At 36.7% G+C, this 21,729-nt stretch carries 24 protein-coding genes and 1 tRNA gene; 8 read left to right on the forward strand and 17 right to left on the reverse strand.

Translation table 11 applies throughout. The features are described 5' to 3' along the window. Window positions 1–56: 56 nt before the first annotated feature. The 3 genes from tig to ACZ2V4_RS03015 all read right to left on the reverse strand — a co-directional run bounded on the left by tig (window position 57) and on the right by ACZ2V4_RS03015 (window position 2,996). The gene (gene tig, locus ACZ2V4_RS03005) at window positions 57–1,340 is read right to left on the reverse strand and encodes a trigger factor (protein WP_219492393.1); all 1,284 of its coding nucleotides are present in this window, start codon (window positions 1,338–1,340) and stop codon (window positions 57–59) included. 89 nt (window positions 1,341–1,429) lie between these two features. Then, window positions 1,430–2,374: a hypothetical protein gene (locus tag ACZ2V4_RS03010; protein ID WP_420493806.1), complete on the reverse strand. Its 945-nt coding sequence runs from the start codon at window positions 2,372–2,374 to the stop codon at window positions 1,430–1,432. A 1-nt stretch (window position 2,375) separates the two neighbouring features. Beyond that, window positions 2,376–2,996 (reverse strand): NUDIX domain-containing protein, encoded by a 621-nt coding sequence (locus ACZ2V4_RS03015; RefSeq protein ID WP_219492399.1) that lies wholly within the window; start codon window positions 2,994–2,996, stop codon window positions 2,376–2,378. A 199-nt stretch (window positions 2,997–3,195) separates the two neighbouring features. Between ACZ2V4_RS03015 and ACZ2V4_RS03020 the strand changes: the two genes are divergently transcribed. The 8 genes from ACZ2V4_RS03020 (at window position 3,196) to ACZ2V4_RS03055 (ending at window position 8,263) form a co-directional block, all read left to right on the forward strand. Further along, window positions 3,196–3,927 (forward strand): NAD-dependent protein deacylase, encoded by a 732-nt coding sequence (locus ACZ2V4_RS03020; protein ID WP_490514490.1) that lies wholly within the window; start codon window positions 3,196–3,198, stop codon window positions 3,925–3,927. Window positions 3,928–4,175: 248 nt separating this feature from the next. Next, window positions 4,176–4,517, forward strand: a complete 342-nt coding sequence (locus tag ACZ2V4_RS03025) for a helix-turn-helix domain-containing protein (protein WP_420493807.1) — start codon at window positions 4,176–4,178, stop codon at window positions 4,515–4,517. Window positions 4,518–4,621: 104 nt separating this feature from the next. Continuing rightward, window positions 4,622–5,041, forward strand: a complete 420-nt coding sequence (locus ACZ2V4_RS03030; RefSeq protein WP_490514491.1) for an ImmA/IrrE family metallo-endopeptidase — start codon at window positions 4,622–4,624, stop codon at window positions 5,039–5,041. Window positions 5,042–5,123: 82 nt separating this feature from the next. Further along, window positions 5,124–5,501 (forward strand): hypothetical protein, encoded by a 378-nt coding sequence (locus ACZ2V4_RS03035; RefSeq protein ID WP_490514492.1) that lies wholly within the window; start codon window positions 5,124–5,126, stop codon window positions 5,499–5,501. A gap of 54 nt (window positions 5,502–5,555) precedes the next feature. Continuing rightward, window positions 5,556–6,158 (forward strand): hypothetical protein, encoded by a 603-nt coding sequence (locus tag ACZ2V4_RS03040; protein WP_490514493.1) that lies wholly within the window; start codon window positions 5,556–5,558, stop codon window positions 6,156–6,158. A gap of 144 nt (window positions 6,159–6,302) precedes the next feature. Beyond that, the gene (locus tag ACZ2V4_RS03045) at window positions 6,303–7,196 is read left to right on the forward strand and encodes an SAP domain-containing protein (protein ID WP_490514494.1); all 894 of its coding nucleotides are present in this window, start codon (window positions 6,303–6,305) and stop codon (window positions 7,194–7,196) included. Between the two features lie 97 nt (window positions 7,197–7,293). Beyond that, complete coding sequence (locus ACZ2V4_RS03050; protein ID WP_490514495.1) at window positions 7,294–7,872, forward strand: hypothetical protein; 579 nt, start codon at window positions 7,294–7,296, stop codon at window positions 7,870–7,872. Continuing rightward, complete coding sequence (locus ACZ2V4_RS03055; RefSeq protein WP_490514496.1) at window positions 7,820–8,263, forward strand: tyrosine-type recombinase/integrase; 444 nt, start codon at window positions 7,820–7,822, stop codon at window positions 8,261–8,263. Before ACZ2V4_RS03050 ends, ACZ2V4_RS03055 begins: the two co-directional genes overlap by 53 nt. 41 nt (window positions 8,264–8,304) lie before the next feature. On the opposite strand, the gene ACZ2V4_RS03060 is transcribed toward ACZ2V4_RS03055, so the two are convergent. The 14 genes from ACZ2V4_RS03060 to zapA form a co-directional block, all read right to left on the reverse strand. After that, a tRNA-Arg gene (locus ACZ2V4_RS03060) sits at window positions 8,305–8,378 on the reverse strand. A 162-nt stretch (window positions 8,379–8,540) separates the two neighbouring features. Then, window positions 8,541–9,041: a metallophosphoesterase family protein gene (locus ACZ2V4_RS03065; RefSeq protein ID WP_490514497.1), complete on the reverse strand. Its 501-nt coding sequence runs from the start codon at window positions 9,039–9,041 to the stop codon at window positions 8,541–8,543. A gap of 11 nt (window positions 9,042–9,052) precedes the next feature. After that, entirely contained in the window at window positions 9,053–9,628 is a 576-nt protein-coding gene (locus ACZ2V4_RS03070; RefSeq protein WP_419895018.1) for an XTP/dITP diphosphatase, read from the reverse strand. Continuing rightward, a complete protein-coding gene (gene racE, locus ACZ2V4_RS03075) occupies window positions 9,625–10,431 on the reverse strand; it encodes a glutamate racemase (protein WP_420493811.1) in 807 nt (268 codons plus the stop codon). Before racE ends, ACZ2V4_RS03070 begins: the two co-directional genes overlap by 4 nt. After that, window positions 10,406–10,861 (reverse strand): MarR family winged helix-turn-helix transcriptional regulator, encoded by a 456-nt coding sequence (locus tag ACZ2V4_RS03080; protein WP_012657221.1) that lies wholly within the window; start codon window positions 10,859–10,861, stop codon window positions 10,406–10,408. The genes racE and ACZ2V4_RS03080 overlap by 26 nt, the downstream gene beginning before the upstream one ends. 137 nt (window positions 10,862–10,998) lie before the next feature. Next, window positions 10,999–11,763 carry a succinate dehydrogenase iron-sulfur subunit gene (gene sdhB, locus ACZ2V4_RS03085; protein ID WP_219492412.1) on the reverse strand — a complete coding sequence of 255 codons (765 nt, stop codon included), beginning with the start codon at window positions 11,761–11,763 and terminating at the stop codon, window positions 10,999–11,001. Between the two features lie 2 nt (window positions 11,764–11,765). After that, on the reverse strand, window positions 11,766–13,529 hold the full coding sequence (gene sdhA / locus ACZ2V4_RS03090; protein ID WP_219492413.1) for a succinate dehydrogenase flavoprotein subunit: 1,764 nt from the start codon (window positions 13,527–13,529) through the stop codon (window positions 11,766–11,768). 30 nt (window positions 13,530–13,559) lie between these two features. Further along, entirely contained in the window at window positions 13,560–14,171 is a 612-nt protein-coding gene (locus ACZ2V4_RS03095; RefSeq protein WP_099482861.1) for a succinate dehydrogenase cytochrome b558 subunit, read from the reverse strand. 203 nt (window positions 14,172–14,374) lie between these two features. Beyond that, window positions 14,375–16,159: an excinuclease ABC subunit UvrC gene (gene uvrC, locus ACZ2V4_RS03100; RefSeq protein ID WP_219492416.1), complete on the reverse strand. Its 1,785-nt coding sequence runs from the start codon at window positions 16,157–16,159 to the stop codon at window positions 14,375–14,377. A 73-nt stretch (window positions 16,160–16,232) separates the two neighbouring features. Continuing rightward, window positions 16,233–16,547 (reverse strand): thioredoxin, encoded by a 315-nt coding sequence (gene trxA / locus ACZ2V4_RS03105; RefSeq protein WP_012657226.1) that lies wholly within the window; start codon window positions 16,545–16,547, stop codon window positions 16,233–16,235. 186 nt (window positions 16,548–16,733) lie between these two features. Further along, window positions 16,734–19,070, reverse strand: a complete 2,337-nt coding sequence (locus tag ACZ2V4_RS03110) for an endonuclease MutS2 (protein WP_458620074.1) — start codon at window positions 19,068–19,070, stop codon at window positions 16,734–16,736. Window positions 19,071–19,074: 4 nt separating this feature from the next. Beyond that, entirely contained in the window at window positions 19,075–20,778 is a 1,704-nt protein-coding gene (gene polX, locus ACZ2V4_RS03115) for a DNA polymerase/3'-5' exonuclease PolX (protein WP_241427517.1), read from the reverse strand. 52 nt (window positions 20,779–20,830) lie between these two features. Further along, window positions 20,831–21,373 carry a CvpA family protein gene (locus ACZ2V4_RS03120; RefSeq protein WP_133433088.1) on the reverse strand — a complete coding sequence of 181 codons (543 nt, stop codon included), beginning with the start codon at window positions 21,371–21,373 and terminating at the stop codon, window positions 20,831–20,833. Continuing rightward, a complete protein-coding gene (zapA, locus tag ACZ2V4_RS03125) occupies window positions 21,366–21,638 on the reverse strand; it encodes a cell division protein ZapA (RefSeq protein WP_041636060.1) in 273 nt (90 codons plus the stop codon). The genes ACZ2V4_RS03120 and zapA overlap by 8 nt, the downstream gene beginning before the upstream one ends. Window positions 21,639–21,729 lie beyond the last annotated feature (91 nt).

A 21,729-nucleotide genomic window follows, 5' to 3' on the forward strand; every position in this document is an offset into this window, starting at 1 on the left:
ATTCCTTAAAAGCAGGAGTCGCCGTGTCTTTTAACGGTAATGTATCACTTTACAATTTATTTCTCTTTTGATTCTTTAACAAGAACATCGATTGCTTTTTGGATACGTAAGTCGTCTTTTAAAACTTCACCGTTACCAAGAGCAGCTTTAATGTCATCTACTGATAATCCGAACTGTTCGCTCATCTTAGAAAGTTCAGCATCTACATCTGCATCAGATATTTCGATGTTTTCAGCCTTAGCAATTGCTGCTAATGTTAAGTTAGTTTTAACACGTGCTTCAGCATCAGCTTTCATGCTTTCTTTAAGTTGCTCTTCAGTTTGACCTGAGAATTGATAGTAAAGTTCTAAGTTTAAACCTTGTTGCGCAATACGTTGTTCAAACTCCTGCATCATACGGTCTAATTCTGTATTGATCATCGCTTCAGGAATATCAACTTTAGCATTTTCAACAGCTTGAGCAATTAAACTCTCTTTCATGTTGTTTTCTGCTTGTAATGTTTTTTGTTCTTGAAGATCTTTTTTGTATTTCTCTTTGTAAGCATCTACTGAATCAACTGACTCATCTAGTTCTTTCGCCATTTCATCATCTAATTCAGGTACTTCTTTAGATTTTACTTCGTTGATTTTCACTTTAAATACTGCTTCTTTACCAGCTAATTCTTCAGCGTGGTATTCTTCAGGGAACGTTACTGTAACATCTTTTTCGTCACCAACTTTAGTTCCTGCTAATTGTTCTTCAAACCCAGGGATGAATTGACCTGATCCGATTTCAAGATCGTATCCTTCAGCTTTTCCACCTTCAAATGCTTCATCATTAACATAACCATCAAAGTCTAAGTTAACAACGTCGCCTTCAGCAACTTCGCCATCTTCTTTAACGACTAATTCAGCTTTACGTGCTAAATCAGCTTCGATTGCTTTATTTAAATCTTCTTCAGTTACTTCTGTATCTTCTTTTTCCACTTCAAGACCTTTGTAATCTCCAAGTTCTACTTCAGGTTCAACTGTAACTTTAGCAGTAAAGATTAATTCTTTACCCTTTTCCATTTGCTCGATATCGATTTCTGGGCGATCAACCGGGTTGATTCCAGCTTCTTCAACAGCTGCAGCATATGCATCTGGTAAGATGAAATCTAATGCATCCTGGTATAATGCTTCTGCACCGAAACGTTGTTCGAACATTGGACGTGGCATTTTCCCTTTACGGAAACCTGGTACGTTTACTTGTTTAACAACTTTCTTAAATGCTTTATCTAATCCTGCATTAACTTCTTCAGCTGGAACTGTTACTGTTAATACACCTTCGTTACCTTCTTGTTTTTCCCATTTTACTGACATGTGATATTCCTCCACGAATTTCTAATTTTTTCAACTCTCTCATTATAACATAATACATGATAGCTTCAACAATCTACAACTATTATTTTTTATCGGTTATACTTTTCAAGTTGATTTATTTTGTTCATTATATCAATTGTATGTTGATTACCCAAATCATCCGTCTTATTGTCTGTAAACAACTGCAGAAAATAATGCGCATACGTCTGTATAATTAAATCCAGCTGCTGTTTATCAAAATATTCGAATTCCAGTGGGTATAGTAAAAGATGGTGCTGCTTCATTAATAACACTGCATGATCTGCAGCTGATGGCATTTCACGCTGCAGATAAGAATAAACTCCATCGATTACTTCTTGAAATTCTGATGTTTCAAGACGCGGTAGTTTTGATACCTCTATTTGCATGGTGAGGTTAAATTTCGTTATCGTCACATGCTTATCGCACTGCGCCATCAGCAAATACTGCAGAATGAATGAAATGACTTTTGGATGTAATGTATTCGATTCTAATATATGTACAAACGACATCTGATAGGCGAAGTCGCCTTCATCAATCAACTTTAAGATTAATTCACATTGTGCATTGCTATCAGAACTTTGGAACGTCACGATAAAATTTCTGCTCACACGTCTTTTCATTTCTAAAGCTTGGGCTGCTTCATCATACAATGGCATAAGCGTTATCAATAATTTCTGATCGACATTTTCTTGACGGAGCCTCTCTATTAATTCTACAACTGTCTGATATTGCTTATAATACATTAAACTTTCCAAAAAATAAGGAATAATCTCGTTATACGCCTGATGCCCTTGGTTCAGAAGAATACTTGATTCTTCTTTAAGCTCAAGGAAGCTTTCAAGCTGATAGAGACATTCAAGCTTTAACAACTGCTCATCAGCACTCAGTTCAAAGTGCCTTTCGAATGTCATAAATACATCGTATGCATCTTCATAGCGACTACTTTTCATTGCATGACGAATTTGACGGCTTAAATTTTCCTTTAGTTTCGGGAAGATTATGATATCTGACATATTAATGACCTACGTTATAAATAGACTCGATAATTAACCTGGACCATGATTCATATTCTGCGTTCTGCATCAGTGTATGTTCTTTCTTCCAGTCAATTTTAAGGGTATCTGTTTCATTTACAAATACATCAGAAGAAGCAACTTTCAATTTGAACACAAGCCCGATATGCACACGGCCAACTTCTGTGTCATCATCATTAATAAATCCAATGAGCTGCAATACATTTGCTGAAACATCACGAACACCTACTTCTTCCTCCAGTTCACGACCTGCGTTCTCAAGTAGAACATCTTCAATTTGTGCGTTATCGATACGATTCATATGGCCGCCGATTCCGATAGAAGATAGACCGTGGAGTCTCCCTTCGCCCCCACCAGCAAGACGTTCATACACTAAAATTTCATCGTTTTCATTTTCCAGGATACAATATGAAATCAACTGTTTATATCGTTCATCTTCTTCCATATCTCCGCGGCGTTTCACTTCATACTTCGTTAGTGTCTCATATATTTCAAGCGCACGTTGATCTTCCATCGAGATAAAACCATTGAAATGATTCTTCTCATGACTAAATATCGTTTCACGATCAACGACGATTATTTGCTCATCCAATTTATTCATAGTATTTCTCCTCACAACAGATTTATAGGTTACTTTGATTTTATCGAAATCAGACAATGCTTTCAATCGATATTTTCTGTACAAGTGATGATTATAATCTAAATTCATTTATTGTGCAAAGGAGGTAAAACAATATTTTAATATCCGTATTCGAACATGTTAAAATAGAAGAACGACGGATAACAAGGAGTAATTGACAATGGAGAAAATTAGTATGCTTGAAAAAGCAATAAAAAAGAGCGAAAAAATAGTATTTTTCGGAGGTGCAGGAGTATCAACTGAAAGCGGGATCCCTGACTTTAGAAGCGCTGATGGAATCTTCATGCAGGAAACTAGCATTGAACATTCACCAGAAGAAATTATTTCTATTGATTTCTTTAACAAATATCCAAAACAATATTTCAAGTTTCACTTTGATAAACTCGTGTATCCACATGCACAGCCGAATATTGCTCATCGTTTTATCACGAAACTCGAACAACAAGGCAAAGATGTGACCGTCGTAACACAAAATATCGATGGACTACACCAATCAGCCGGCAACAGTAAAGTACTAGAATTGCACGGCAACGTTCAGACAAATTATTGCACACACTGCAAGAAAGTATTTCAATTAGAAGAACTTTCAATGGATAAAGACGGTATACCCAGATGTCCACACGATGATCATATCGTACGCCCTGATATCGTGATGTATGGAGAAGCACTTAAATCATCGGTAATTACAGAAGCAATCACTGTCATACAGAATGCTGATATGATGATTATCGCCGGGACATCGCTAGTCGTATATCCTGCATCAACCTTTGTAGATTTCTTTAATGGTGAAACACTTGCAGTAATCAACAAAACATCGCTACGAACAGTACGCAGCGATGCATTAATCTTTGAAGATTATATTGGAGAAGTCCTCAATGCTATAAAATTATAAAAAGAACATTTAAGTTCTCATCTCATTAGCGTCCTGGGAGGGAATATTGTCACTATTTATATAGAAGAAACTAATACTATTTACGCTAAAAATAAGGAAGTACAACATATCTAAACATATCTAAATAAAACTCATTTGACACATGAGTGACACATAAAAGCACCCTACTTAATGGTAAGGTGCTTTTTAAGTATAAAAAACTTAACTTATAGTAAAATATAGGTATAAACGAAAGAGAGGTTTTGACAATGACTAACAAAAGCGCAAGAGAAATCTTATCTGAGAATTTACAGAACGCACTAAAAAGAAGTGGTATGGATCAAAAAGATTTAGCATTAAAAATTGGGGTTTCTCCAGCATCTGTTACGAATTGGTTAAAAGGAATTAAATATCCAAGAATCGATAAAATTCAAGCGATTGCCGATGCTTTAAATATTAGTCAAAGCGAATTAACCACTGACAAAGATGCAAAAAACGAAATAAAAAATAACATCGAAACACTTGCAACACATATCGATGGTGATGTAACTGATGAAGAAATGAAAGAAATACTAGCATTTATCAAATGTATTAAGGCTAGTAAAAAATAGTTTAATCGAACCCACACCAAAAATCTTATAGTGCAATTAGCGTAAAGGAGGCTGGTATTATAAGCAAACTCGAAGAACTAACACAACTGTCATCTGAATGTTTATTGATTGAGAAGAAAATTCCTAACAAAAAAATTAAAGGCTTATACTTCGACAATATAATAGTCATCGACAAATCTGTTAAAGGTAAAGAATATAATGAGGTTCTCGCAGAAGAAATCGGTCATCATTATACGTCTGTAGGTAATATACTCGATTACAAAAAAGCAAAAAATATTAAGCAAGAAGTAAAAGCGAGATGGTATGGATGCGAACTTATTGTTACGCTTGATGGACTTATTGAAGCCTGGGGACTAGGATTACACAATTTATATGAAGTGGCTGAACATTTCGAAGTTAGACAATCATATGTACTTGATGCCTTGCAACATTACAAAGTCAAGTATAATAACGTTACTATACACGACGGATATAGAATTACATTTGATCCATTGAATGTTATGATTTATCAAGAGATTAAATAAAGGGAATGACAGCATGGCCAGAAAGAAGTTCGAAGAAATAGAAGTAAATGAAATAAACAAAAAATGATTTGATGAAATTGAAGTGTTGCAAGCACAATTGGAAGAAACAGAAGTGCCTAAAGAACGCATAAAGATTGAGAAGTCTATAAATAAATTCAAGAAGATGATAGAGAAGTCGGAATTTTGGGGAAAATTAGCAGAGAAAACAACAACGACAGGCGAGAAACTACAACGCCCAGGTAATTCAATGACTAGAGTGGGACTAAAAACAACCGCCGCTGTATGGACACCTGCTGTGTTCGGCACATATAAAGTCGGCAAAGCATTAAAGGACAAACCGAAAGAGGACGATTTAATCACAGTTATTAAAGAATGGCAGCAAGCGCATAAAGATGGAAAGATTACAGAGGACGAAATGAAGCAGCACATCTTAGAATTTACAAATAATTATTATAAGTAAGGTTACATTTTGGGGTGTTCTGATTCTTAATCGTTAAATAAAGGAGATGGCAAAATGAACTACAAATCGTTAGCAGGACTTACAATCGCATCAACACTATTATTAGGTGCGTGTGGAGAAAAAGAAAATAAAGAAGAAACAAAAACAAAAGAGGAAAAAACTACTACAGAAAAACCAACGACTGAGAAACAAACGACTGAGAAACCAACAACAGAACATCCAACAACAGAAAAGCCTACTACCGAAGCACCAACGACAGAAACACCTACAACAGAAACGCCAGTAACTGCAAACATTAACAACGTAACTTCTAGATCACAATTAGAAAATATTCTGTATAACAATTCTATATCTGAAATAGATAAGATTGCAGCATATAACAGTGCTGTGCGTAATGGAGTTATCCCTCAAGGAAATGTAATGGAAGGTCCAGCTTTAGCCGCATATCAAAGTTCTTTAAGAGTAGAATCTGGTGCAGAAAAATCTGTCTATGAAAAAAACACACAACCTAATACTGATGTTCAAACAAACCAGCAATCAGAGTTTTCTACTGAAGAATCACTAGAAAATGCATATCCATACCCTATCGGAGAATACGATACAAACAGTCCAACTTACGAAGAAGATGAAAACGGGAATTGGGTTGAAGTTAAATAATTGAATAATAAGGGTGTCTTTAACACACTCTTTTTTTGTACATTTCAAGTACAAAAGGCGGAAAGATAAATAATAATTTTATAGGTAAGATAGGTTGTCGTCTATGTCGTAAGAATGCACAGAAAATATTAATGGGGGGGTTTTATGAGAAGATTAACTGCATTAGAGTTATTGGTTATGCATTATATTGATAATAAATCTCAAGGTACTGTATTAAATCAAAATTTTTGGACAGACATTTATTCTACTAATCCAATGAAAATTTTGAGAAAATTGATTGATGATGGAGTTATTGTTGAAAAATCTGATTATAATTTAACTTTATCTAAATTAAAAAACCCAAAATTAAAAGAAATATTAAAAGATAACGGTTTAAAAGTTGCAGGTAATAAGCCTGAACTAGTTAAAAGATTGATTGAAAATAATGTTGACCTATCGGAATTATACCTGCCATCTGTATACATTATTAATGATGATTATAAAGAAATATTTGATGAAACTTCATTTTTAACAGAGTTTGTACATGGATATGATGTTACACTTGATGATGCATATCATTATTATCTTTCTCATCCAAGTAAAGATGAACTAGAAATATTGACTGGTATTTATATAGATAAACTGCAGTCTTTAATGCAGTCTAATAATGAAAGAGCGATATATTCGATTCATTCAGTAAGCGACAGTATCGCAAGATACTACTTTAAGTATCACGAAATAGATAAAGGATTCTATTATTTCAATCTAGCTAATGTTATAAATACAATTTTAGCCTTTAATCATTATCTTAAATACTACGAATATAGCGATATAACTCTTAGAGCCCACATTCCCCCATACGACTTAATAAAATACCGATCTGCGTTAAATAATAATCAGTTTACTATTTCGCAACTTGAAAAAAATTTATATAATACTGCTAATCTTTTAGATTATAGTGAATCTCTTAAAGATAGCGCTGTAAAATTTATGATTGCCTTCATTCAAGATGAGTTTGTTGATCCAAAAATTTTTGTAAATAATCTTCTAAAGACTTAGAAAAAGAAAAAATCTGATTATTTTAATATTCACAACTAAAAAATAAGGGTGTACTCACTATGCCCTTATTTTTTATACCTAAATTGAAAAAAGGAGCTTGAACATAGCTATATTTACAGTATATAAAAGAACGAATAAGAGTGGTTTTTCGTGGCAGTATGATGTGAAAGACCCGTTACTCAAGAATGGTAAAAAACGTAAAGCGGGATTTAAAACTAAAGCAGATGCAACGAATGCAGCACTTGAGTTGATTAAACAGATTGATGATGGCAATCATATTCAGGATAATAAATGCTTTAAAGATTATTACAATGATTGGTTAGAAATCAACGGTAAACTTGATTTGTCAGATAAGCAGGTCTATTGGTATAACCGAGCATTAACTTTATTTTTAGATCATTTCGGAGAAAATATACTTGTTAAGAATATCACTCGTTCAGAGTATCAGAAATTTATCACTAATTACTCAAAAGGTCATGTGACTGAAACAGTACTTAAAGTGAATAACTTGTTAAAAGCATGTCTGCGTGATGCAGTATATGATGGTTATCTGAAAAAAGACCCTACTCATAAAATCAATTTTAAGGGTGCTGTAGAAGCAAAGAAGGAACAGGCGAAGTTATATGTCTATCGAGCAATACGAAGCTGTTATAGACTATCTAAAAGGCAAACATGAAAGAAGTTCAATATCACTTTATATTCTAGCAATCACAGGCACACGATTTTCAGAAGTGAATAATTTAAGTTATGAAGATATTAGCGTTAAAGACAGTACCATTCATCTACATTGCACTAAGACGGAAAATGCAGATAGAGTTGTGGAGATTTCAAAGAATGATGTTATTTTAATCAACAAGCACCTTTTAAAGCATCCTAAAAGGATGGACGGTAAAATCTTCATGTTATCCCATACTGCTGTAAATAAGGTATTTAAAAAGCTAAAAACACATATAGGCATTTCAGATGAGATTCCACCATATGCATTAAGGCATACACACATTTACTTGATGAACATAAAAAATACAGGGTCAACGAGTGAGAGAATTATTCTCTTGACACTCATTTGACACCTGCACTCTTGAAACGTTGTAATATCAACGTATTGGTACGTCCTGGGAGGGATTCGAACCCCCGACCGACGGCTTAGAAGGCCGTTGCTCTATCCAGCTGAGCTACCAGGACAATATTTAACACAAGATTAATTATAATCAACTTTAAGAGGTAAAGTCAACAACAATCGGAAAATAAATTGACTAATAATCACATCAATAATTTCTAATTACACAATAAAAAGATAAATACATTATAAAGCAGAGTCCTATCCAAGTACTCTGCCTTATTCTTTTACAATAAAATGATTTCTTTATCTGTAATTTCATGATTCTGATTATAATACGTTATCATCTGATTCTCTTCTTCAACCGTTAATACTGCATAGGTCTCCGTGTACTCACTTCTTGACTGAGCAATCGATCCAGGGTTGATACATACGACACCTTGCACTGTTTCAATATGCTTGACGTGAGTATGTCCATAGAAAGCAAGGTTACAATTTGCTTCAGCTGCTGCTTCTGCAAGTTTCACAAGACTTCTACCAACATCATATAAATGCCCGTGTGTTACAAAGGCATTTATATGATGCATCTGTATTCGTGTAGAAGATTTGAATTGATGACCATAATCACAGTTGCCTGCGACTCTGATATACGGCTTTAATTCAGGGTCACTATAATCAAATTCAGAATCACCGAGATGGATAAATATATCTGCATCGTCATGAACAGATACAATATCCGTCAAAATGCCTTTCATACGATGATTATCACTTACGATTACCCACTTCATAAGAACACCCCTTATATGATTTGTGAATCAAGTAATTGTTCAATTGCTTTACCACGATGTGAGATTCTTGCTTTTTCTTCACCTGTAAGCTCAGCTGTTGTTTTCCCGAGTTCTGGAACATAGAAGATTGGATCATATCCAAAGCCCTTATTTCCACGACGTTCAGTCAGTAATTCACCTTCAACTTCACCTCTGAAAGTTTTCGTCTTTTCTCCAGGGATGCTCACTGCAATCACGCATACAAAACGTGCCTTTCGATTGTTCTGACCTTCCATCTGCTGCAGAACAAGATCCAGATTTGATTCATCAGTAGCATCTTCTCCAGAATAACGTGCTGAATATATTCCCGGTGCATTATTCAATGCCTCTACTTCTAATCCGGAGTCATCACTTATCACGATCTTGTTCAGTAATTGACAGGCATGTTCTGACTTTAATGCTGCATTCTCTTCAAATGTCGTTCCGGTCTCTTCAACATCAAAATCTTTTATTAATTCTTTAATTCCAATCACTTTATGTGATTTAAAAATATGCTTAAAGTCATTGATCTTTCCTTTGTTTCCAGTAGCGATTACGATTTCTTTCATATATCCTCCAGTTGAATTGATTCGACATGTATATCTGGGTCTTTTAACCATTCTCTTGCAATCTCAGTAAAATGTTCTGCATCACCATTAACAAAGAAACGGTGTGCTGTAGCAGCAGGCTGTGTCACATGATCATTTCTAAACGTAAGAAGCGCACTCACCTCACGTGCCGTTTCTAGTCCTGATGAAATCACTTTCTTCTGATCATTGAAAAATCGATTGATATATTCCTGTAATAACGGATAATGTGTGCAACCGAGAATTACAGTATCACTTTTATGCGTCTTGAATTCCTGCAAAGCCTGAGAGATGATTCGCATACTTTCTGCTTCATCCTTATATCTTCTGCTTTCTACTAATGGTACGAATTCCGGACAACTTTTCCCAGCGACTTCAATATGAGGATTGATCATATGTATCTTCTCTTTATATGCATGCGAGCGTATTGTTCCTTCTGTTCCCAGCACAAGCACGTGATTATTTTCAGTCGTCATAATCGCTGTTCTGGCTCCGGGTTCGATTACACCGATAATCGGTATGTCAAATGTCGCACGCAGAGACTCAAGCGCGGCGGCAGTTGCAGTGTTACAAGCAATGACAAGCATCTTTATATGTTTATTAATAAGGAATTCTGCCAGCTGTACTGTGAATCGTCTTACTTCCTCCTGTGTACGCGGACCATAGGGGCAACGCGCCTCATCACCAAGGTAGTAGATCGTTTCATTTGGAAGCTGTCGCATAATTTCTTTCGCTACAGTTAATCCACCAACGCCTGAATCAATTACTCCTATCGCTTGATTCAATACGTTCACCTTCTTCTGTTTCTTTATATAAAGCATGGGTGTGTTTGTAGTAATCTTTAACACTGTATTCGGACGCTTTAACGAGTGACTGCAGATAACGCTGACGTTTAATAATGACATCGTCAATAAGCTGCTGTCCACGCTCCGTTAGATGAATATTCACTTTACGTTTATCCTCATCATCCTTTCTGCGCACAGCAAACTCTTTCTGAACGAGCTGATCCACTAGTTCTGATGTAGAAGATATAGCGAGATTCAGATGTTTAGACAATGCGCCAATCGTCATCGCGTCCGTCTCTTTAATCCACTGAACAGCTATAAACTGGACATCAGAGATGTTATACGCTATCAATTCTTGCCGACCTTCATTCTTAATGATATCTGCAAGTCTCCTAAGTTCATATTCTAAAGCAATAATATCCTGGTTCATAGGCGTCTCCTTTTACATATATACTCTTATCATAACAAATAATTACCCTAAGTTTCAGTAAATATATAATTCAAATATATTATTTTAAAAAAATAGCTTTCAGAAATTTAAATTTCTGAAAGCTATCATCTTACAAATTATTGAACTTGGTGGTCAGAACCAAAGAATGATTTGAACATCTGGAATGTTGTTTCACGGTTCATTGCCGCGATAGATGTTGTTAAAGGAATACCTTTAGGGCATGCTGTCACACAGTTTTGTGAGTTTCCACATTCAGCAAGACCACCTTCTCCCATCAGTGCATGGAGTCTCTCATCCTTGTTCATACTTCCTGTTGGATGTAAGTTAAACAAACGCACCTGAGAAATTGGCTGAGCACCCATAAACTTAGAATTTTTGTTCACATTAGGACATACTTCTAAGCAGACACCACACGTCATACATTTCGATAATTCATATGCAGTTTGACGTTTCTTTTCTGGCATACGCGGCCCAGCACCTAAGTCGTATGTGCCGTCAATCGGTACCCAAGCTTTTACACGTTTCAAGTTGTCGAACATCTTTGTACGGTCAACCTGTAAGTCACGAATAATCGGGAATGTAGCCATTGGTTCTAAACGAATTGGCTGCTCCAGCGTATCAATAATCGCTGAACATGATTGACGTGCTTTCCCATTAATCACCATAGAGCATGCGCCACACACTTCCTCAAGACAATTCATATCCCAGGTTACCGGCGTTGTCTTTTCACCTTTGTCATTGATTGGATTACGCTGAATTTCCATTAATGCAGCAATCACATTCATATTCGGGCGATAAGGAATCACGAAAGTTTCATCATAAGGTGCACTATTTGCATCTTTTTGACGTTTAATAATCAGTTTGATTGATTTTTCTGCCATGATTATTTACCTCCTTTACTTGATTTAGAGTAGTCACGAACACGTGGCGGGATTAAAGATACGTCCACTGGCTCATATGAAAATTCGGGCGCCTCTTTCGGACCCCTGTACTTCGCCATCGTTGTCTTTAACCACTCTTCATCGTTACGCTCAGGGAATTCCGGTTTATAATGGGCGCCACGAGATTCATTACGATTGTATGCACCAATGGTCATGACACGTGCTAACACTAACATATTCCAAAGCTGGCGCGTAAAGAAGACAGCCTGGTTGCTCCACAATGCTGTATCCTCCATATCAATATCATGATAACGTCCCATAAGCTCAACGATCTTCTTATCTGTTTCAAGCAGACGATCGTTATGACGCACTACAGTAACGTTGGCCGTCATGATTTCTCCAAGTTCTTTGTGCAGTTTATACGCATTTTCAGTTCCTTTCATATTCAGCAATGCATCAAAGCGTTTCTGTTCTTTTTCAACATGCTGCGTATAAATTTCTTCTGATACGTCTTCATATGATTTTTCTAGACCTTTAATATATTTAATTGCGTTAGGTCCGGCAACCATACCGCCGTAAATTGCAGATAGTAATGAGTTCGCACCTAAACGGTTACCCCCGTGCTGTGAGTAATCACATTCACCAGCTGCAAATAATCCAGGAATGTTGGTCATCTGATCGTAGTCGACCCATAATCCACCCATTGAGTAATGTACTGCCGGGAAGATCTTCATTGGCACTTTGCGTGGATCATCCCCTGTAAATTTCTCATAAATCTCAATAATACCACCAAGTTTAACATCAAGTTCATGAGCATCCTTATGTGATAGATCAAGGTACACCATATTTTCTCCGTTAATACCAAGCTTCTGGTTGACACATACGTCGAAGATTTCACGCGTTGCGATATCACGAGGTACTAAGTTGCCATAGTCAGGATATTTTTCTTCTAAGAAGTACCAAGGTTTACCATCTTTATACGTCCATACACGTCCACCTTCACCACGAGCTGATTCACTCATCAGACGTAGTTTATCGTCTCCAGGAATCGCTGTTGGATGAATCTGGATGAATTCGCCATTTGCGTAGATTGCACCTTGCTGATAAACAACAGACGCCGCTGAACCTGTGTTGATCATAGAGTTTGTTGATTTACCAAAGATAATTCCAGGACCACCTGTCGCCATAATTACAGCATCAGATTTGAATGACTTAATTTCAGATGTTGTTAAGTTCTGCGCAATGATACCACGCGCAGCACCTTCATCATCAATAACCGCACCAAGGAATTCCCATCCTTCATACTTCGTAACTAAACCTTCTACTTCAAATTTACGTACTTGTTCATCTAATGCATATAATAATTGCTGACCAGTTGTCGCACCTGCATATGCAGTACGGTGGTGTAAAGTGCCACCGAAACGACGGAAATCAAGTAGGCCTTCAGGTGTTCTGTTGAACATCACACCCATACGGTCTAATAAATGAATGATTCCAGGTGCCGCTTCTGTCATTGCTTTAACTGGAGGTTGATTCGCTAAGAAATCCCCTCCGTAAACTGTATCGTCAAAGTGAATATATGGTGAGTCACCTTCACCTTTTGTATTAACTGCCCCATTAATACCGCCTTGTGCACAAACAGAGTGTGAACGCTTCACCGGTACAAGTGAGAATAGATCAACCGGTGTACCTGATTCTGCCGCTTTAATTGTTGCCATAAGACCGGCTAGTCCCCCACCGACAACGATAACGTTACTTTTTGCCATTGATATGTCACTCCCCTAAATATCTATAAATTATACGAATGCGAATAACGCTCTTAAACCGATAAACGTAACGACGATAAACACTAATAATGACACGTATGCCATAACGTTCTGTGACTTCTGAGATTGTGTAATACCCCAGCTCACTGCAAACGACCATAGTCCATTAGCAAAGTGGAAGATTACGCTTACAATTCCAATTACATATAAGATTAACGTAATCGGATTACTAAATAAATCCGCCATCATATCATAATTAACATGATGTCCAAGTGCTGCCTGAACACGCGTCTGCCAAACGTGTACCGCGATAAAGATAAATGCAATAACCCCCGTTACACGCTGCAATAAAAACATCCAATTACGGAATGTTGAATAACGCTGTACATTATTTTTCGCAGTAAAAGCAATGAAAACACCATAAATTGCATGGAATAGAATCGGTAAATAGATTACCAAAGTTTCTAATACAATCTTAAATGGTAAATTCCACATAAAGTCAGAAGCTTTATTGAAACTTTCCGGCCCTGCTACTGCAAAATGGTTGATGACTAAATGCTGAATCAAAAAGACACCGAGCGGAATTACACCAAGTAATGAATGTAGTCTGCGTAGTGCAAAAGATTTGTCTGAACTTGCCAAGTGAGGTCCCCCCTATAAACTATTAGTAATTTCACAAATTCAATAATACGCCTCTTATGTATCGAAATCAAGAAACCGATTACATTTAATATTAAAAAAAAGTTTGTGAAATCAATTGTTGTTCTTATTGTATCATTTATTCATACGTTTTGGGATATGAAAATGATTCTCAATTATATGATTTCACAAACATTTAAAACGATTTATTCAAGATTTAATTTTGTCTTTACTTCAATTGCAAGCTTCTCCGGCAATCCAGCAGCACTAATTTCTTCAACCGAAGCTTCTTTGATGCGCTTAACAGAACCGAAATGTTTCATCAGCTTCTGCTTGCGTTTTGGACCCATACCTTCTATTTGATCGAGCTGTGAAGATAGGCCTGTCTTACGTCTAGTATTGCGATGAAAACTGATTGCAAAACGATGCACTTCATCTTGAATACGCTGTAGTAAATAGAAGCTCTGACTCTTCTTATTCAGTGGAATGATATTAAAATCATCACCATAGATGAGTTCACTTGTCATATGTTTATCATTCTTCTTAAGACCTGCAACTGGAATATCAAGATTAAGCTCATTGATAAGAACATCCTGAACACTTGTCATATGGCCTTTCCCGCCATCGACGATAATCAAGTCTGGTAACGGCAGATTTTCTTTAAGCACCCTCGTGTAACGACGTCGGACAACTTCTCGCATACTTGCATAATCATCTGGTCCGGACACCGTCTTAATCTTATACTTACGATAATCACGTTTACTTGGTCTGCCATCAACAAAAGTAATCATCGCCGCAACGGGATCCACACCTTGAATATTTGAGTTATCGAAAGCTTCAATTCTAATCGGTGTTTCAATACCCATTGCATTCCCAAGCTCTTCTATCGCTTTTATCGTTCTAGATTCGTCACGCTCGATTATGTCAAATTTATTTGCCAATGCAATTGTCGCATTTTTCACTGCCAGGTCGACCATCTCTTTTTTCTTGCCTTTTTTAGGCTGAATCACTTTGGTGTCTACAACTGAGCGGACCATCTCTATATCCAATCCCAGGGGTATATGCACTTCACCTGGCAATATATTCTCTTCTAATTGGTAGAACTGTCCAATAAAATTATAAAAGTGACTCTTCGCGTCATCCATCAACGGAATCATCTGCACCTTACGCTCAATTAAGTTTCCTTGACGGATAAAGAATACTTGTACACACATCCAGCCTTTATCTACATTGAAACCGAATATATCACGTGTCGTCATATCACTGGTCATCATCTTCTGTTTAAACATCAATGATTCTACATGCTGTATGAGATCCCGATATTCTTTTGCCTCTTCAAACTCAAGATTTTCTGCTTTCTCATTCATCTTCTCTTTAAGTTCTTCGACAATGGTCGTATCCTGTCCGTTTAAAAAATTAGTAACAATCTGTATGTATCTCTGATATTCTGCTTGATCAACATCATACACGCACGGACCGAGGCACTGACCGATATGGTAATATAGACACAATTTATCAGGCAGGTGCGTGCATTTTCTAAACGGAATAATTCTATCCAGCAGCTTCTTCGTTTCATGAGCAGCATACGCATTTGGATACGGACCGAAATATTTTCCGCTATTTTTCTTTACTGTTCTTGTAACAAGAAGTCTCGGATGCTTTTCATTTGTAATCTTGATAAATGGGTAACTCTTATCATCTTTCAGTAAGATATTATATCTTGGATAGTGCTTTTTAATGAGTGTCAGTTCGAGCAATAATGACTCAATCTCTGTACTAGTCACAATATATTCAAAATCACGTATTTCCATTACAAGACGCGTCGTCTTCTCATCGTGACTCCCCGTAAAATAACTGCGTACACGGTTTCTTAAGTTCTTTGCCTTGCCGACATAGATGACTTGGTTATTCCTGTCTTTCATCAAGTAACATCCAGGTTCAGATGGTAACACGGATAATTTATTCTTTATTTGTATTTCATAATCTTCCACGACATTCACCACACATTCATTCAGTCATAAAAAAAAGGGCAGAGACTAGAGTCCCGCCCGCAAGTATTATTGATTAGTAATGTTTCGCAAGCACAGCTTGTAATTGTTCTTTAGGTTGGAACCCTACAACTTTGTCTACTGCTTGACCATCTTTAAATACGATTAAAGTTGGGATGCTCATCACTTCAAATTTAGCTGCTGTTGCCTGGTTTTCATCAACATCAACTTTAACGATGTTTGCTTTACCTTCGATGTCTTTTGCTAAATCTTCTAATACAGGTGCAATCATTTTACAAGGCCCACACCATGGTGCCCAGAAGTCTACTAAAGTCACACCTTCTTTAATATTATCTTCAAAGTTACTATCAGTTGCATTAATTAAAGCCATAATTTATTCCTCCATATCTATTTCATTTATAAAAGGAGTATATCAAATAAATATCTGATGGTCATTCCTTTTGCTCATTTATTAAACTACAAATAAATAAATGATGCCACCTAAAAGCATCAGTACTGAAATTACAATCAGCACCTTTGCGAGCTTATACATATCGAAATTATCCATAGCTCCTCCTTACTTCAGTTCAGCAACTGTAACGCCAAATCCACCTTCTGAAGGTGTACCTCCACGGAAACTTGATACAGCTTTTGAACGTCTTAAATATTGTTGCACTCCTTTTTGAAGGGCACCGGTCCCTTTACCGTGAATGATTGTCACCTGTTCATAATTACTGAGAAGCGCCTGATCCAGATATTGCTCTAGTTTTATTAGTGCATCTTCATAGCGTTCACCGCGCAGGTCCAGTTCCATCTTAATTGTCTGACGATTACTTCGCGGTACTACACGAATCTTATCCTCTTTAGGCGGTGCTTCTTTTTCGAGTTCATCAAGCGGTAATTTCATCTTGATAATTCCCATCTGTACAATTGCTTCCTTGCCATCTACGTCAAGAATGACTCCTTTTTGACCGTAGCTTAACACTTTTACGTGGTCACCTTTTTCTATCACTTCATTCTTCGTTGATTTTTTATCTGCTTTAATCTTTGTTTCATGATACATTTTACCGAGTTTTGAACGTTTTTCAATCAATTCGTTTTCTTTTATATCTGCATTTGATTTTAAGTTACGTAATGTTTTTAATAGTTCATCCGCTTCTTTTTCAGCATCTTTAACAATCTTATTCGCATCTTGTTTCGCACGTTCAATTAAGTTTTCTTTTTGTGCTAAATAACTATCAAAGTTCTTCTTTAAGTCACTATGCAATGACTGAACTTCTAACTTCAGCTGTTCTGTGAAGATGCGATCATCTTCCATCTGCTTTGCATTACTTTCTAAGCTTTTGATCATATTATCTATCTCAACATCATCCATTTGAATCATTTGTCGTGCATGCTTTATGATCGAAGGACTCAGTCCTAACTTCTTCGCGATATCAAACGCATTACTTTTACCTGGTACTCCCATCAGCAAGCGATAAGTTGGACTTAATGTTTCAATGTCAAACTCCACGCTCGCATTCATAACACGATCACGATTATAACTATAAGCTTTGAGTTCTGGATAATGCGTTGTCGCCATCGTCATAATGTTCTGCTCGAGACACTTATCTAATATACTCATCGCCAGTGCTGCACCTTCACTCGGATCTGTTCCTGCACCAAGTTCATCAAACATAACGAAACTGTTACTTGTCATATCTGTTAATATCGATACAATATTTGTCATATGGCTTGAGAACGTTGACAGTGACTGCTCAATTGACTGTTCATCTCCGATATCACAGAATACTTCATCAAAGATACTGATCGCTGCACCTTCAGCAGCAGGTATCATCATACCACTTTGTGTCATCAAGATAATCAGCCCAGTTGTTTTTAATGTTACTGTCTTACCACCTGTATTTGGTCCAGTAATGATGACGGTCTGTGTGTCACCGATAAAACTAATATTATTTTTTACGACCGTATCAGCTGGTAATAATGGATGCCATGCCCCTGGTAAATCTACAGTACGTGCTTTTACAACATTCGGCATGACCATCTTGTTACGGTTTCCATATTTCGCTTTAGCCATAAGTACGTCTAAATCAGATAACACATCCGTCGAATATGTCAGTGCATTATCATATTCTGCGACTTCATTCATCAGTTCATACAGAATACGCTCAACTTCTTCTTGTTCACGATGCGTTACTGCACTCAGTTCTGTTGATAACTGTACAATACTGTTAGGTTCAATGTAAAATGTCTGGCCGCTACTCGATGTATCATGAACGATACCAGGAAAATCCTGTTTATATTCACTGCGCACCGGAATTACTTGTCGTCCATTACGAATCGTCACAATCGCATCTGATAACTTCTTCTGGTTATTCGAGCTGCGAACGATGCTTTCTAATCGCTCTTTTATACGACGGTTGATACGGTTCATCTCTTGACGTATCTCCGAGAGTTTTGGAGACGCATGGTCAAACAATGTCGTTTCATCACACTTAGACTGTATACTTTCAGCAAGTTCCGTCACTTGAGGTAACTTTTGGAACTTATGATATGTCACCGGAATTTCCAGTTCACGCTCTTCATATAAGTTCGCGATATATGTTTTATAACGATTGACGACTTTAATATTGTTCTTAATTTTATTTAATTCAACAACCGAAAGTACTGATCCGATTACTGCACGGCGTACGAGCGACTGAATATCGCTCAGCATACTCATGCCAGGTTCTGTTTGTGTCATTTCTATTAGACGTGCTTCTTCAAGATGTGCAAGCATGCTATCTATTTCAGCTTTGTCGCTGATAGGTTGTGTCATCCTCACTTTTTGGCTTGAAAGTTCATTTTGAGTAAATGCGTCAACACGCTCAATAATTTTGTTATATTCTAATATATTTAATGCTTTTTTATTCATATGATTACTTCCCATTCTGTATCCAAGATTTAAAGGCTTCACGTGGCAAAGTATTTATTACCTGTTCTTTTTTCACATAGCCTTTTATTGCTGTACTCACACCATATTTCATTAAATCAAGCTGATCGATTGCATGCGCGTCTGTATTGATCACAAGTTTAATATCTGAGTATTGCTTTAATACGTCACTCGATAAGTCAAGACGCATCGGATGCGCGTTAATTTCAAGGATGGTATTTGTCTTCTGTGCAGTTTCGATGAGCTTTGACATGTTTACATGATAACCATTACGGCGACCAATCAACCTGCCCGTTGGATGAGCAATATGTCTGACGTATGGGTTGTTACAGGCATTGATCAGGCGTTTCATAATCTCATCTTCACTTTGATTCAACGACTGATGAATAGCACCGATACAATAGTCAAGCTGTGCTAGTACATCATTGCTGTAATCCATTTCACCATCTGCTAGTATATCCATCTCAACGCCTGAATAAATATCAATTTCTGAATATTGTTCATTCAAGGCTTTAATACGTGCATGCTGTTCTAACAAACGTTCTTCTGACAATCCATTTGCGACATGTAAACTTTTCGAGTGATCCGTAATCATCATATATTCGTATCCTTTAGCGATACATGCTTCGATCATCTGTTCTAACGTATGCGCACCATCACTATATGTAGTATGCATATGTATATCACCACGAATGTCTTCAGGCTGAATAATCTCACCAAATTCTTTAAATTCAAATTCGGAACCGTCCTGGCGCATTTCAGGAGGAATAAATGTTTGATCAAAATGTTGATAAATTTCAGCTTCTGATTGCATCTGAATCAGATTTCCATCATCAGTTGTAATGCCATATTCACTTATCTTCTCATTTCTTTCTTTTGCAAGCTGACGAATTCTAATGTTATGTTCCTTACTCCCAGTGAAATGCTGTAACATATGCGCATAGCCGTCGGAATCTGTAAACCTGAAATCAACCGTCGTAATTAAATCTTCTCTTTCAGCCTGTATCGTAACTTTCTCATCACCAGCAAGTTCAACTTTCTTGATAAAAGGTAGTGCTGTTAACTGTGCTTTTACAGTTTCACGATCACTTGTTTCAACAATATAGTCAATATCCTTCGAAAATTCATTGCGGCGTCTAAAGCTGCCAGCTACACTGAAACGGTTGATTTCCTCAATTTGAGCGAGCGCTGCATCAATCATCTGCGTAAACTGATGCACTTGATAAATACTGAGTTTCTCTGTCATCGTTAACATTTCTTCTATACCTGACAGTATATTCTCTTCAGACTTTTTACCAAATCCCGCAAGGGCACTGATTTCATTATTCAGACACGCCGCTTTTAATTCATCGACAGTTGTAATTCCAAGAGCATCATTAATCTTCACAATCTTTTTAGCACCTAGATTACGAATCTTCAGCATCTGTATAAATCCTTCAGGAACTTGTTCCTTTAACGTTTTAAGTAGCGATGATTCATGATGAGCTCTAATATCTTCCAGCACTTCAGCAACACCTTTACCGATGCCTTTAATTTGTGTGAAATCAGATACTGCGTTGATGTCGTCTTCGAATGTCTCTAGATTCGCTGCTGCTTTACGATATGCAGAAACTTTGAATGGATTCTCAGCTGAAAGTTCAAGTAATGTCGCAATACGTTCTAACTGCTTTATATAATCTTTTTTTGTAATACTCATAATACCCTCCAAAATAAAAGCCATAGACAAGTAGCCTATGACTTTATTAAATGATAAACCCTGCATATTCAAACAGATGTTTCGCAAAATTACTTAATACCGGGGTATGGTTCGCAATTAAATTTGCAATAATGCTTCCTTCTAATTTCGTTTGTATTGCTGTTATCGGAATCATTGACAATAGAAATAGCACGATAAATATGAGAAGATGCGACTCAATAAATCCTAATATCGCTCCAAACAAACGATTGAACTGTTTCAGTAATGGTAGCTGTGCAATATAATCAAAAACAGTTGCAATAAATTGAAGGATTACCTTACTCAATAAAAATAATATTACAAAACTTACAACGTTATAAAATGTCATTTCATTAGTGATCATATTCAAAAACTTCGACTCATAATTTCCTTCTGTCGATGGAAACGGAATCATAAGCACGAGCTTTTGTGCCAGGTCCTTATAAAATAGCTGTGCAATAATGAACGATCCGAGTGTACCGATCAAATGTAGTGATTGTAAGATCAATCCTCTTCTAAAACCGATAATCGTTCCTAGACACAAAAAGAATATCAATAAAATATTAATCATGACTGTTATTACCCTCTAGACGATTCAACTTATCTAACAGTAAATCGTGTTCTTCCTTTAGTTTCACATAATCATCCATCACGTTAACTGCTGCAAGCACAGCCTTTCGTGAAGTGTCGAGACCTGCATTGTACTTCGCAATCTCCCGAATACGTTCATCAACAAGACTCGCAACGTGACGGATATGGCTCGGCTCTTCTTCGCCGAGAATAGTATAGAACTGATCATATATGTTTACAGTAATACGATTCTTAAACTCTCCCATATCAACACTCCGACATCGTCATTTATTTTAGTTTATGTTACCATTTTTATAGGATAATTAACAATAAAAACATACTATTATGTAAGAAAGC

This window comes from Macrococcus sp. CoH-51_TC_04, from assembly GCF_058188655.1.